General features: G+C 48.6%; 15 protein-coding genes and 3 tRNA genes. 10 read left to right on the forward strand and 8 right to left on the reverse strand.

Annotated elements, in window-relative coordinates; all coding sequences use genetic code 11:
- Positions 1–193: 193 nt before the first annotated feature.
- The 5 genes from rpsF to waaA all read left to right on the forward strand — a co-directional run bounded on the left by rpsF (position 194) and on the right by waaA (position 3645).
- Positions 194–652, forward strand: a complete 459-nt coding sequence (rpsF, locus tag B0F88_RS11975) for a 30S ribosomal protein S6 (protein WP_104424166.1) — start codon at positions 194–196, stop codon at positions 650–652.
- 32 nt (positions 653–684) lie between these two features.
- On the forward strand, positions 685–912 hold the full coding sequence (gene rpsR / locus B0F88_RS11980; protein WP_104424167.1) for a 30S ribosomal protein S18: 228 nt from the start codon (positions 685–687) through the stop codon (positions 910–912).
- 60 nt (positions 913–972) lie between these two features.
- On the forward strand, positions 973–1821 hold the full coding sequence (locus B0F88_RS11985; protein ID WP_104424258.1) for a hypothetical protein: 849 nt from the start codon (positions 973–975) through the stop codon (positions 1819–1821).
- A 46-nt stretch (positions 1822–1867) separates the two neighbouring features.
- Positions 1868–2317 carry a 50S ribosomal protein L9 gene (gene rplI / locus B0F88_RS11990; RefSeq protein WP_104424168.1) on the forward strand — a complete coding sequence of 150 codons (450 nt, stop codon included), beginning with the start codon at positions 1868–1870 and terminating at the stop codon, positions 2315–2317.
- A gap of 68 nt (positions 2318–2385) precedes the next feature.
- Complete coding sequence (gene waaA, locus B0F88_RS11995; protein WP_104424169.1) at positions 2386–3645, forward strand: lipid IV(A) 3-deoxy-D-manno-octulosonic acid transferase; 1260 nt, start codon at positions 2386–2388, stop codon at positions 3643–3645.
- Between the two features lie 110 nt (positions 3646–3755).
- On the opposite strand, the gene B0F88_RS12000 is transcribed toward waaA, so the two are convergent.
- Positions 3756–4511, reverse strand: a complete 756-nt coding sequence (locus B0F88_RS12000; RefSeq protein ID WP_104424170.1) for a flagellar brake protein — start codon at positions 4509–4511, stop codon at positions 3756–3758.
- A gap of 645 nt (positions 4512–5156) precedes the next feature.
- Here B0F88_RS12000 and fchA point away from each other — a divergent pair.
- The 5 genes from fchA (at position 5157) to B0F88_RS12025 (ending at position 7056) form a co-directional block, all read left to right on the forward strand.
- Positions 5157–5786 carry a methenyltetrahydrofolate cyclohydrolase gene (fchA, locus tag B0F88_RS12005; protein WP_104424171.1) on the forward strand — a complete coding sequence of 210 codons (630 nt, stop codon included), beginning with the start codon at positions 5157–5159 and terminating at the stop codon, positions 5784–5786.
- A gap of 132 nt (positions 5787–5918) precedes the next feature.
- Positions 5919–5995: transfer RNA gene (locus B0F88_RS12010), tRNA-Pro, on the forward strand.
- Positions 5996–6000: 5 nt separating this feature from the next.
- Positions 6001–6077 (forward strand) — tRNA-Arg (locus B0F88_RS12015).
- 23 nt (positions 6078–6100) lie between these two features.
- A tRNA-His gene (locus B0F88_RS12020) sits at positions 6101–6176 on the forward strand.
- A 430-nt stretch (positions 6177–6606) separates the two neighbouring features.
- Positions 6607–7056 carry a GNAT family N-acetyltransferase gene (locus B0F88_RS12025; RefSeq protein WP_104424172.1) on the forward strand — a complete coding sequence of 150 codons (450 nt, stop codon included), beginning with the start codon at positions 6607–6609 and terminating at the stop codon, positions 7054–7056.
- 29 nt (positions 7057–7085) lie between these two features.
- Here B0F88_RS12025 and B0F88_RS12030 read toward each other — a convergent pair whose 3' ends face one another.
- The 7 genes from B0F88_RS12030 to B0F88_RS12060 form a co-directional block, all read right to left on the reverse strand.
- Positions 7086–9599: a methyl-accepting chemotaxis protein gene (locus B0F88_RS12030; RefSeq protein WP_104424173.1), complete on the reverse strand. Its 2514-nt coding sequence runs from the start codon at positions 9597–9599 to the stop codon at positions 7086–7088.
- Positions 9600–9761: 162 nt separating this feature from the next.
- Complete coding sequence (locus B0F88_RS12035; RefSeq protein ID WP_104424174.1) at positions 9762–10337, reverse strand: nitrogen fixation protein NifQ; 576 nt, start codon at positions 10335–10337, stop codon at positions 9762–9764.
- 2 nt (positions 10338–10339) lie between these two features.
- A complete protein-coding gene (locus B0F88_RS12040; protein ID WP_104424175.1) occupies positions 10340–10690 on the reverse strand; it encodes a 2Fe-2S iron-sulfur cluster-binding protein in 351 nt (116 codons plus the stop codon).
- Between the two features lie 205 nt (positions 10691–10895).
- Positions 10896–11183 carry a 2Fe-2S iron-sulfur cluster-binding protein gene (locus B0F88_RS12045; RefSeq protein WP_104424176.1) on the reverse strand — a complete coding sequence of 96 codons (288 nt, stop codon included), beginning with the start codon at positions 11181–11183 and terminating at the stop codon, positions 10896–10898.
- Between the two features lie 181 nt (positions 11184–11364).
- On the reverse strand, positions 11365–12645 hold the full coding sequence (locus B0F88_RS12050) for an FprA family A-type flavoprotein (RefSeq protein WP_104424177.1): 1281 nt from the start codon (positions 12643–12645) through the stop codon (positions 11365–11367).
- Positions 12638–13060 carry an ArsC/Spx/MgsR family protein gene (locus B0F88_RS12055; protein ID WP_104424259.1) on the reverse strand — a complete coding sequence of 141 codons (423 nt, stop codon included), beginning with the start codon at positions 13058–13060 and terminating at the stop codon, positions 12638–12640. The genes B0F88_RS12050 and B0F88_RS12055 overlap by 8 nt, the downstream gene beginning before the upstream one ends.
- Before the next feature lie 15 nt (positions 13061–13075).
- A complete protein-coding gene (locus tag B0F88_RS12060; RefSeq protein WP_104424178.1) occupies positions 13076–13354 on the reverse strand; it encodes a 4Fe-4S dicluster domain-containing protein in 279 nt (92 codons plus the stop codon).
- Between the last annotated feature and the right edge of the window lie 150 nt (positions 13355–13504).

A 13504-nucleotide genomic window follows, 5' to 3' on the forward strand; every position in this document is an offset into this window, starting at 1 on the left:
GGCTTAAAATCGGCGGGCTATGCTGAGTTATTTGAATACCTTTCTTTCGCTTATAGTGTTGTTTCTCAATGCCGCACTTTCCAATAGCTAAAAAAACATCTATAATGCGCGGTTCTTAGGGGCTGTCTGCCCCTCCTTGCTTCACCACCTCTAAATAAAATAGAGGGGGAGGCTTAACCCGAAAGGAAAAATCATGCGACATTATGAAATTGTCTTTTTAGTTCATCCTGACCAGAGTTCTCAGGTTCCAGCGATGATTGAGCGTTATAAATCAACCATCGAAACCGCTTCCGGTAAAATCCATCGTTTGGAAGACTGGGGTCGTAGACACCTGGCTTACCCAATCAATAAAATTCATAAAGCGCATTATGTGCTGATGAATGTTGAGTGCGATCAAGCTACTTTGGAAGAGTTGGAAAGCGGATTCCGTTTCAATGACGCCATTTTGCGTAGCATGACTTTGTTGCAAAAATCGGCTATTACTGAGCCATCTATCATTGCGACCTCAACAGCCGAGGAAAATAAAGCGGCTGAATCAAGAGCAAAAGATGCGGCGGCTAGAGAAGCAGCGGCTGCTGCAGACAGCGATGACGAAATTGATTTGGATGACATCGACGAAGATTTTGACGCCGACGCACTCGCTTCTGAATAAAACCTTTAACACTTGGATTTACGAGAATTATTATGGCACGTAACATTAGACGCAAAAAATTCTGCCGGTTCAGTGCAGAAGGTGGAACAGAGATCGATTATAAAGATCTTGATTTATTAAGTGATTATATTACTGAAACCGGTAAGATTGTCCCGAGCCGCATTACAGGAACCAGCGCCAAATATCAACGGCAGTTAGGCGTTGCAATTAAACGCGCTCGTTTTATTGCACTGTTGCCTTTCTGCGACGCACACAAATAATACGCTGGATGATCGGTGGGCTTTTTAGCTGAGTACATTATGCGGGGGAGGATGCAAGCTATGGTAGTGGCTTGCACTCTGGTATTAGTGTCGCTGGTCATGCCTCCAGTGAGTATAGTAAGTTCAGCCTCTGTTGCTCTCGTTACCTTAAGGCGGGGAGCTATTGAAGGTTTAATTGTTTTAGCGTGTTCAACTGCGGCAGCGGGGATATTTGGCTTTTTTCTGTTGGGCAATTACCAATTTGTACTGTTGTACGGGATGGTGTTGTGGATTCCTGTCTGGTTGATTTCAATCGTTTTAAGAGAAGGGCGGTATTTATCCCTGGCGGTTGAAATTGCGGTATTGATTGGCGTTATGGGGGTTGTTGGTTTTTATCTCTATGATGCCGAGTCGGCAACGATGTGGAAGAATATACTTTCACAAATGGTGCCTCCGAATGCCCCTGTTGAAGATGTCCAGCATACCGTGGACGTGCTTTCCCATTACATGACAGGAATAGTTGCCGCTGCGGCAGTGTTTGGCTTGCTGTTCGGCTTGTTTCTGGGGCGGTGGTGGCAAGCTTTGCTCTATAATCCGGGTGGATTTAGGCAGGAATTTTTGTCATTAAATACGCATCCAAGGTTGGCAATAGGCAGTATTCTAGTGATAGTTGTTGCATCATTAAGTTCCGGTGTAATTTCTGAGGTGTCGTGGAATATCGCGATTTTGCTGTTTGTGTTGTACACATTCATCGGAACCGCAGTATTACATACCTTATTCGCTTCGATGAAAATGGGCCGATTTATAGTGCCGATGTTTTATGTGACATTATTTTTGATACCCCATGCGATGCTGCCGGTTGCTTTAGTTGGACTGGGCGATACGTGGATGAACTTGCGAAATAAAATTTCGAATCAATACACGTCTTAATGGCGTAAAAATAGCCGGATAAAATCCGATAATGAGGTAATAAAAGATGGAAGTTATTCTTCTTGAAAAGATAGCAAACTTGGGTAACCTGGGCGATAAAGTTGTCATTAAATCAGGTTACGGCAGAAACTATCTTCTCCCGTACGGTAAGGCCGTTGCCGCAACAGCTACTAAAATTGCTGAATTCGAAGCGCGTCGTGCAGAACTTGAAAAGGCGGCGGCTGAAAAGTTGAGCTCGGCTCAAAGCCGTGCAAATGCGCTGAGCAAGCTTCAGGTTGTCATTACTCACAAAGCCGGCGATGAAGGCAAGCTGTTCGGTTCGGTCGGCACGCAAAATATCGCTGACGCCATCACCGGCGCTGGCGTTTCGGTTGAAAAACATGAAATTCGCTTGCCTCAAGGCGTTATTCGTCAAATCGGCGAATATCAGATCGACATCATGTGCCATACCGATGTTATTGTAAAAATGCCTATTACAATTGCTGCTGAAGCATAATAGTTAAAGGCCCAAGGCTAAAAGACGAAAGGTTGTCGGGTGACTTGCAACCTTGAGTCTTTTTAACTATGCGAGCTTTTTATTCCTGCCTTTTTTACCTGTTAATCCCCTTCATAATAGTTCGCCTGGTCTGGCGAAGTATTAAAGCGCCCGCCTATCGACACAGATGGAGCGAGCGATTCGCCATTTATAATAAAAAACTTCCCGAGCATGTCATTTGGTTTCACGCGGTTTCTGTGGGTGAGGCTGAAGCGTTATTTCCGTTAGTTAAGCAGATACAGCAAAAGCACCCCGATGCAAAGGTGTTGATTACGACCACAACACCTACTGGATCGGCCCGTGTTAAATCTGTGATGCAAGACAGCGTGGAGCATGTCTACCTGCCTTATGACATACCCAGTGCAGTGAATCGGTTTATGCAGTGTTTTAAGCCGCTCATAGCCGTCATTATGGAAACCGAGATTTGGCCTAATATTTTTGCCTCCTGCGGCGAGCATAAAGTTCCTTTGTACATTATTAATGCCCGCTTATCGGAAAAATCGGCGTGCGGCTATCAAAAAATTCCAGCCCTGATTTCTCCAGCGTTAGCCCGCGTTAAGCTGATTGCGGCGCAAACTCAGGAAGACGCGACTAGGTTTATTGCTATTGGCGCAAAAACTGAAACGGTTAGAACGCTAGGGAACATAAAGTTTGATATTGAAGTTTCGAGTGACATTATTGCGCAGGGCCTGCAATTAAAGGCTGATTTGTTTAATGGTCGTTTTGTTTGGCTGATTGCCAGCACCCATAAAGATGAAGAGATAATATTTCTTGAAATCTATAAAAAAATAAAGCAGAAAATACCCGAATTGCTACTGGTTATTGCGCCGCGACATCCCGAGCGCTTTGTCGAGGTGAAAAAACTGTGTGAGCAGCATCAGCTGGCTGCGGCGATACGTACCTCCAACGAAGGCTGTGACCAGCATATCGATGTCTATCTTGCCGATACGATGGGTGAGTTAAAGATGCTTTATGCAGCCGCTGATGCGGCGTTTGTCGGCGGCAGCATGGCACCTGTTGGCGGGCACAATATTCTTGAGGCCGCAGCGGTTGGAACTCCGGTCTTGTTTGGTCCGTATATGGCGAATTTTAAAGAAATAGCTGAAGGGGTATTGCGTGCGGACGCGGCGATACAATGCCGGGATGAGAACGAAATAATTAGCGCGATTATTGCCTTGTATGCAGATTCCGCATGCAGACAGTCGTTGGCTGAGAAAGGCAAGGCGTTCGTTCGGCAGAATCAGGGCGCGATCACTAGAATTGTGGATATTCTTAATCAGGATATTTAAAATTAATGTATGGCCCTTATTTATTTGTATGCCGTGTCTGCTTCGCCTTATGTGCCATTCTCGGTCAATCTGTGCATGTGAGCTTGCTCACTTAAGATGAAAATAAAGCTTCATTGATAATAGAAGTCGATTTGGTTTATGAGGTGTTGCAATGCAGTATCAAGGCGATATGAAGGTCGTTTGAGTTCGCAGCCAACACGATTTATTTGCTTGGAGTGCTTGTAGGTAATGGCTCTGGTGCTGACTATTTCAAAGCAGGCCTGGAATACACTTTTATCGGGTAGGACGATATTGCATTCTGCGATGGGGGCAGGATAATGATTTTCAGCTTGATGAATATAGGACAGGCCTGTAACGCTAATGTCGGCTACATTAAAGTACTCGGCCTGATTTTTATACTGTATTTTAACGGGGATGTTGATGGGGACTTTTACCCTTCGAGCATTTCTTCGTTGCACCCATTCGATGCTTTGGGGAATACGGGCTTTAAAGTTGAATACGGCGTCTTCGCTATGTCCGCTTAAGTCACTTAATATAAAGCTAACGGCTATGCCTTCAAAATCGGCGGAGGCTACCAGAGTGGTTTGTGTGAGCAAATCCTTATTAAATCGTTCGTTTTGGAATCCGCCCAGAAAAATATGATCCTCTTCGATACAGGCAATGGTTGTTAAAAGTGTGCTTGCTGCAAATTTTCCAGGGACTTTAATAGATAACAAGATGTGTTTACTAAGCAGGTGGTTTAATTTTTTCCTGATCTCTTCCCGGTCGACAACGGTGTAATTATTGGTCTCATTGAGCGCAGTTGCCGGTTCAAAGATATTTTTATGGCGTGGCGTTGCGTGGTGGTTTGATTGAAATAATAGCATTAAATTTCTCCGGCCTCGGTCTGGTAAAGTGCAATGCCGTTATTCAGGCAAGAATTTAGCCATAATTAAAATAGATATGTTTTTCATGTGTTTATTTTATTGTCGGCTTGACGTGAGCGCTGTGAAAAACTTGCATGAGTAAGTGACGCGGCAATATTTAGCCTACTGGATACGCTAAATAAGGGGTAAGCGGCAAAGTGAGGTTGGACTTTTGACGAGTAACAACATAGCTCGTTCTGTTGTGCGATACCGATTTTTATAGCGTGAAAAAACCTCCCAATACCTTGCGGCAGGGAGGCGAAGTAAGCAGCTTATAATGAGAGCGATCTGCTTGCAGGTTCAACACTAGGAGGGAGGGCTGATCATTTTGCGCTTGGCAATTTTATGTTTTGGACGCTTATGATAATAAACGGTCATGCCGAAGTTATTTGTGTGCTATTGCTCAGAATTAGATATTTGGGGGGCGCGCAGGTTGTTGCGCCGTTTGAAGACGCATTAGTGACAGAATCGCCTGGGGTTACGTTATATGGCCTGTTCAATCTGGCACGCTGCGGGCGAGCATAGTGCAATCAAGCCTTTATTTTGAGGCTAACATTCTTTTTATACTTTTACTCTACCTGAAACATTGATGAGAGACGCTATACCATGAATGAAATAAAAAATAAGTCAGTTCAGTCTTTTATTGACGGGTTGGCCAGCAAAGCGCCTACTCCGGGTGGGGGTAGCGCCGCGGCGGTAATGGGCGCGCAGGCGGCCGCATTGATCAGCATGGTTTGTAATTTGACCATAGGAAAGCCTAAGTATGCTGAAGTCGAAGGTGAAATGCGGGTATTGCTGGAAAAATCGGAAGCGTTACGTGAGACGTTGACCGGCATGATTAAAGCCGATATTAATGTTTTTGATCGATTGATGGCGACATACGGTTTGCCGAAAGATTCCGATGAAGAAAAGGCGGCGCGTAGCGCGGCCATTCAGGCCGTATTAAAGGAAGCTACTGTCGTGCCTTTGGAATGCGCACGAGCTTGTGCCGAAACGATTGCATTGAGCCGAATCGCCGCAGAAAAAGGTAATCTAGGCGTGATCAGTGATGCGGGCGTTGCCGTCATGGCAGGTTATGGCGCATTGAAAAGCGCGGCGTTAAATGTTTATATCAATGCGGGCAGTCTCAAAGACAGGGGCTTTGCCGATGAGAAATTAGCCGAGCTGGAAGCTATTTTGAACGGTGTTGACGTTGCGGTAGAAGAAATCTATCAAATCGTTAAAACCAAGCTGTAAGTATTAAAGATTGTTTTGATAAATTGACATATATGATGAAAAAAATGTTGACGATATTGGGAAGTGTCGTTATCATAGACAACTCTTCAGGAGTGGTTGGAAAGTTTTAACAAGCCATTAAAAGGAGATTGTCGGGGTATAGCGCAGTTTGGTAGCGCGCCTGCTTTGGGAGCAGGATGTCGGGAGTTCGAATCTCTCTACCCCGACCAATTTAGCGCTTGTAGCTCAACCGGATAGAGCACCGGCCTTCTAAGCCGGGGGTCGCAGGTTCGAGTCCTGCCAAGCGCACCATTCGTAGAAAATCCCATATTATGGTGAGCGTAGCTCAGTTGGTAGAGTCCCGGATTGTGATTCCGGTTGTCGCGGGTTCGAGCCCCGTCGTTCACCCCATTGAAATACATACTCTGATGTCGTTTGTATAGCGCTTGATTCGCTTCTACTGACAATCAATCTTTTAATTCTGGCATCATATATGATTATCGATAGCCGGATGTCCTCTCGTTTATCCATTTTCGTATCTTCGACGTTTTTCAGTTTCAAAATGATGAAACCTAAACGGGTTTTTATTGCGCCGGGTTCAAGAGGGGTATTCATCAGTGGTTGCCACTTACTTTTAAATCCACTTGACCTACTAAAACAGTTTGCGTTTATTTCCCCCGGTAGTGCTGTGTCGCACTGACGTTGACGAGTGAACAAAAGGCGGCCGATAGCCTCTGTCCAATTCAATCGTTATATCGCCGGACAGCCAACGTTTTCTGGTGTCGCACTAGCGACGGTGGCACAATAATGTTTTGGTTATCAAGAAATAGCGGCTGCAACGATGCAAATTACTCCTGCAAACCTTTCAGATATTCCGGCGCTTTGCGAGTTGCTGGAGCTCCTGTTTACCCAAGAAGCGGACTTCAAGCCGGATCGGGATGCACAAAGCCGCGGCTTGTCTCGCATCATTGGCAATCCGGAAGTCGGGCTTATCGTCGTCATCCGTCAAGGCGGCCGGGTTGTGGGCATGGCTAACCTTCTCTATACGGTGTCGACTGCGCTCGGCGATCGCGTTGCGCTATTGGAAGACATGGTGGTTTCTCCCAACGCTCGCGGTTCCGGCATAGGCTCCCGGCTTCTGGAGCACGCCATTCAACTTGCGCGCTTGAACGGGTGTAAACGCATTACCTTGCTGACAGACCGCGATAATGAGGCGGCACAACGCTTTTATCAAAGGCGCGGCTTCGGTTTGTCGGCCATGATTCCTCTGCGTCTTTCACTCAGCGAATAGATCGCAAGGTATATTGTTGCGATAGTGGATTAAAAATCCTCCCAATCGTCACTACCGGCAAGCTGTAGCTGCGGCCTCTGGCTTGCCGGTGAAGTTCTGCCGGCAGCTGTTCCGGCGGGTGCGGTTTCTTTTCGCGGCTGGACTGAACTAAAGGAACTGTCCAATGTCCAGGAAGAGACGTTGCCGGAAATGTCAGGTAATCGCTCTATGTATCGCTCTACCCCGGCAACGGCTTCGTGTGTTGCTCTATCTCCTGCATCCATGCCGTCGCGCGGAATCCGTGTTGTCGAGCGTGAGTTGCCGCCCAATTTGAAGTGCTCCACCGTAAGCGCCAGGTTTTGCGTTTGCTTTTCCAGCGATTCAGCCGCCGCTGCGGCTTGCTCCACTAGGGCGGCATTTTGCTGGGTCACGTCGTCCATTTGGGTAATGGCCTGATTCACCTGTTCGATGCCGGAGGTTTGTTCGATAGAAGCCGTGCTGATGTCGGACATGATGACGGTAACTTCACGGATAGCCGTCACGATTTTTCCCATGGTTAAGCCGGCTTGGCCGACCAGTTTACTGCCGTCTTCAACCTTTTCCACCGAATCGCTAATCAGATTCTTAATTTCTCCAGCTGCGACTGCGGCGCGTTGCGCCAGATTGCGTACTTCACTGGCGACAACGGCAAAGCCGCGCCCTTGTTCGCCGGCACGGGCCGCTTCTACGGCGGCGTTCAGCGCGAGGATGTTGGTCTGGAAGGCAATGCCGTCTATCACCGAAATGATGTCCACTATTTTGCGCGATGCCTCGTTAATGCCTTCCATTGTGGTCACGACTTCATTAACCACTTCAAGCCCTTTGCCGGCGATGTCCGAGGCGCCGGCGGCAAGCTCGTTGGCATGTCTGGCGTTTTCGCTGTTTTGCTGCACGGTGGAGGTCAGCTGCTCCATGCTGGCGGCGGTTTGTTCCAGGCTGGCGGCCTGCTGTTCTGTGCGGTGCGACAGGTCATTATTGCCTGAAGCAATTTCCTTAGCCGCTGTACTAATGGTATCGGAAGCTTCCTTGATTTGATTGACAATCTCTTTCAGTTTTTCCACGGTGAAATTGGAGTTATCTTTAAGTTGACCGAAGATGCCGGCATAGTCGCTGGTGATGGTTTCGGTCAGATCGCCATGAGATAGGGCGGCAAGGATGCGCACCACTTCATTCAGGCCGGTAAAACTGATCTCCATCAGCTCATTAACGCCCTGCGCCAATTGCAGAAAGAAGCCCTCTTTATCTTCTTCGTTAATGCGTTGGTTGAAATCGCCCGATACAGCGGCGCTGACCACTTTGGCGACTTCCTGCTCGATAGCCACTTCAGCGGTGCGATCTTTCCATTCCACGACGACGCCGATTCTTTCGCCGCGGTCATTGTTGATGGGGTTCGCAACCAGATAGAAAGTATGCCCTGCAATGGTAATCTCGCTTCGAAAAGTCGAGTCCAATTGCGCAAGTAATGCTTTCTGATGCGCCGGATTTTTGTGGAAGGAGTCGATGCTTGCCCCCATCAGTTTGGCTGAATCAAAATGCGGAATGGACTTGCGGATGTCGGCTTCCGCCAGCCGCATCATATTATGTACCGCCGGGTTCATGTAGATGATAGTGTGCTCATTGTCGGCTACGATCACGTTTGAACTGATGCTGTCCAAGGCGGTCTTGATGCGCAGAGCTTCGTCGCGTTCTTTGCGGTCCGCAGTCATGCGTTCAAGCAATTGTTGTTGCATGTTTTTCATGGTTGCCAGCAAGCTGCCGCTATCGCCCCGTTTAATCGCGATGGCGTTATCCAGTTTTCCGGCGGCGATGTTTCTGGCTAAATCCGCAACGTCACCGGGCTCGCCGCCCAACTGACGGATAATGCCGCGGCTGATCAGTACCGTCAGCGCGATGGCCGCCGCAATGCTGAAAGCGAAAATGGCGGCCAGGACGGTGCCGTACCAGAGGATGGTGTCTCGCGCCCGCATCTCATCCTTTGCATTGCGTGCAGTCGTAAGCCGCACCACTTCATCGATAGCGGCGCGATGCTCTTCATAAGCGTGGCGCATGTTTTGGAGGCTGGCCAGCGATCCGTTAAGGTCTCCAGCCTGAATGGCCGGTAGAAAACCCTGCCCGGCCTCATTATAAAAGGCTTGCGCTGCTTGGTAGGAGCCTTGCAGTAATGGAGTCTGGACTTCCTGTTCCAAAGATTGGCCTAACCAATAGCTATGACGGGACTCGTATTCCGTTTTTAGCGTTTGAAAGCGCGTCACCAAAGCACTGATTTCGGCAGGGTCGTTGGTTTGGCTCAGTTGCAGTGCGACCAGATAGGATTCGATGATGTATTCAGGCGGCGGCAGGACATCGGCAATAATATCCTTGCCCTGGACAATACGTTGATAAATCGGACCATTAACATTAAGCGTATTCATGGCCTTGAATGTTGCGAAACCGAACAGCAAAAAACCGAAGACCAAGGTGATCAAAATTACCGCAAAACGTATTTTGATGGTTAACTGCCCAGAATTTTTTATGTTATTTCGCATGACGGTTTCCTGTTTTCATGATGATTAGGCGTACTAAGTAGTAAACATTTCAATCAGATCCATGCCCTGGTGGGACATGATTTAGCGGCCTTAACGATTTGATTGGTCTTTAGGACTCATTATCAGCGGCAAAATGTGCGGCGGGTTTGGCGATTTATCTTTCTATTCCTCAGAGCCGTAACATTTGGGATAATCGATGCACACATTACAAGACGGCGCCCGGCACAGATACAGGCCTTCCGCTTCGCAAAGCTGTTTGTACAGGAACTTTTTCCATTTCATGTCCTTGTCGTTTTTTGCGGCCAATTCCGGGAAGTTGCGTTGCAACATGGCGCTCAATTGCGAGCGCGACCAGAGGCCTAAATCCTGCCACAGGTGATCGCTGCCCAGGCAACCGGCCACGATTATGCCTATGATCCAGTCCGTTTCGACAATATCGGCGTTACTGAATTGTTTTAACAGCGTAACCAGATCATCTCTTTCCAGCATCCGGCTAAAGTCCAGCTTGCTGCCCGACGGCGCTTGTTCAGGAAGGTTGCGACCCGGAAAAAAATGTTCTGTTAACGCATGAAACTGCTCGCACTCCAACCCCAGATAGTCGGGTAAAACGCCTTGTCCTCCGCACCAGCTGGCGACCATGCAGGCCAGCCATTCGTGATTAGGATTAACCGTGGATCTGGATTTTAACTGGGAATAAATCCGTTCCCGGTCATCCTGGAGCTGGAGCGCGGCAGACATGATTAATATTCGACCAGAATATCTTCATCCCTGACTATCATCTGGCAAGCCAGACGCCAGGGCGAAGGTAAATCGTCAATAATCATTTGTTCCATTTCTTCTTTGCTGATTTTGCCGTTAGCTTGCAATACTGATTTCTCTTTTTCAGTTAAAGGGCCGCCCATACGTTGGTGTTTGTTATCGATACTGCTGACTTTCACCACACAGGTGCCGCATTCGCCGTCCTCGCATTCATAATTGATCGGGATTTTGTTTTCCCTCGCCAGTTTCAACAATGTCTCTGTGTGGCTGCCTGCAACGGCATAGACGGTTTTGTCCCGGTATTCGGGGTTTGAAAAAGTAATTAAAGCCATGATTTACTCCTTATAAGTGTGATGTGCTGTTGCCTGGTTCTGTTTTAGAACCCCGGCGTTCGTTCTTAATACCTGAATCCCCGAGCAAAAGCGTCGTAGCCATTTTGTAGGAGCGGGCTATGTCCACGATCGGTGGCAGCTGTGCGGGCATGGCCCGCTCCTACGGCAGTGTGACGCAAAAGCATGGGTATGAGGTCGCGTGTTTTTAAACCGGCTTGACCCTGATGGTTCCGCCCAGCACCTGAGCCTGACAAGCCAATCGGTTATGTTTACCGGCCATGTTTTCACGCAGGACTTTATCTTCGAGCACAGACGGCTCGGTCAGATTGTTCCAGCCTTCCGTGACTTTCATGATGCAGGTACCGCAGTCGCCTTCACGGCAGCCGTAAGTAATGCCTGAACCGACCTTTTCGGAAATTTCGATAATCCGCGTACCGGCGGGTGCCGAAACGGTAACGTTAATGTCTTCAAAGGTAATTGACGCTTTCGCCATTGTGACTCTCCTGATGTGTTATAAAAAATACGGTTACTTACTTAAGCCCGGACAAGCAACAGTTAAGCCGTTCGTGGTGAGCTTGTCGAACCATGAACGGCTTAACCGTCCACCCTTCGACAGGCTCAGGGCGAACGGTTAAGACTAATAACTTGTCCCGCCTAGTGAGAAGCAAAAAAAACTAAGCAAGATCGGCCATATCGATCACTTTGGGTTGCCTTAAACCCATCAGATCCTGAGCCATGTCATGCCCGAATTCACGACAGATTTGGATTTCTTCTTCGGTCGGAATTAACTTAATGCGTATCCCCGGAATGGGCACACGCAACTTGAGACCGCGCAAGCGGTCCTCAACCATTTTCACGCCTTCTCCGGTCCAGCCGTATGAGCCGAAAACGCCGCCCAGCTTCGATTTGAGATTGATCACAGCCAGAGAAGACAATAAATCCCACACCGGTTTAACCGCATCGCCGTTGATGGTCGGCGTACCGAACAGGATGCCGTCCGCGCCTTCGATCAAATCGACAAACGGCGTTATTTCGCTGCCTTCCAGGTCGTACAGGGAGACGCGCACATGTTCCACGGCCATTGCGCCTTCATAAATGGCTTCGGCCATGCGCCGCGTGTTGCCGTAGGAGCTGATATAAAAGATCAGCAGGGTTTTTTCGCCGGCGCTGATTTCGCTTTGCAAGGCCGGGCTCGATAATTCACGATAGCGCTGCACATAGCGTTGCGGCTGATCACGCAATAGGGGGCCGTGCGCAGGCAGGATTTTATTCAGCGGTAGCGGCTCAATCAGAATCAGAGCCCGGTTTACATACTCTTTAAACGGACGCATGATGTGGGCGTAGTAATATTCGAACGAGAAGCGGAAATCCCCGACTTCATCGTTGAACAATCGCGTATCGCAAAAATGACAGCCGAACACATCGCCGGAAAATAATGTTTTTTCTTCCACTAAATAAGCGCATTGGGTATCCGGCCAATGCAAATAAGGGGTGTGAAAAAACGTTAAAGTACGGTCACCCAACGACACCTTGTCGCCGGTCATTACCGGCGTAAAATCAAATGCATCCTGTTTTAACAGGGCTTTGAGCATGGATTGCGCTTTCTGGGAAATGTAAAGCTGGGCTTGCGGCGCGCGGCGCATCAGCTCGGGCAATGCGCCGGTATGATCGGGCTCCAGATGATTCAGGACGATGACCTTGATTTCGTCATAGCGTGCTACCGATTCCAAACGGGCGAAAAAATCACCGGCAAAATTTTCTTTGACCGTATCGATGATTGCAACGCCGGCATCGCCCCTGACGACATAGGCGTTATAACTGGTTCCGTTGGCGGTTTTTAAAATGATGTCGAAAGTGCGTAGCGTGGGGTCGAGCGCGCCGATCCAATGAACGCGCTCTGAAAGCCGGACTGCCTGGGCGACGCCGTCAACAGTTAAGACCGGAGGTTTACTCATGACCGCAGCTTGCTTGTGCAAGCGGGCGAGGGCAGCTTTCCAGATCCTGATCGGACTCGGCTGCTTTTAAGCCGATCCAGCTATCTACCGCCTGTTGATCGAAGCCCGCCATCAAACTGTTACCGACTTGCATTAACGGGCGGCGTATTAACAGCGGATTTTCCAGCATCAGCGTCAGGGCTTGTTGCTCTGTCAGCTTACCGGGATCAATCTCGCCCTGTTTGATCGCCGGTGCGCTGACATTGAACCAGTCCCGTACCGCCAGCTCACCGAAGAAAGCACGCAAACGCTCTGCTTGCCAGGGTTCGGTCAACAGATTTAAAGCCACGACCTGATGACCCGCTTCGGCTAACAATTTCTTTTGCCGGGTGTTGTTAATACAACCGGGCTTTTCATAGAAATAGACGGTAGCCATCGGATACACCGTGAGTTAATGGGATTGCAGCTCGGCCATGGCTTCGGCCATTTTTTCCGGCGGAATGCCCGTTAAAGAACCGGGCGGGTTAATCGCCAAGCCAAGCGAATCCAGAATCGCGCCCTCGATCGGGCAAATGCTGGCGCATTGGAAGACGGGGAAGTCACCCTCGCATTCGGTGCATTTTTTGCTGTCGACCAAAAAATGCGGCTTGGCTTCGTAAATGGCGTTGCTTGGACAAACCGGCTCGCATGCAAAACAATTTACACAGGATTCAATAATTTTTACTGCCATGGCAGGCTCCTAAGGAATGGTAATCAAACATCGGAAGACGACCGGCCAATCCGATACTTTGACTTAAGCAGTGTAAAGCCCTCTCCAGAGGGAGAGGGTTGGGTGAGGGGAAATCAACTCAGGAAAAAGTCTATTTTTATCCCTCATCCC

Source organism: Methylobacter tundripaludum, from assembly GCF_002934365.1.
In the GTDB taxonomy this organism is placed as follows: domain Bacteria; phylum Pseudomonadota; class Gammaproteobacteria; order Methylococcales; family Methylomonadaceae; genus Methylobacter_A; species Methylobacter_A tundripaludum_A.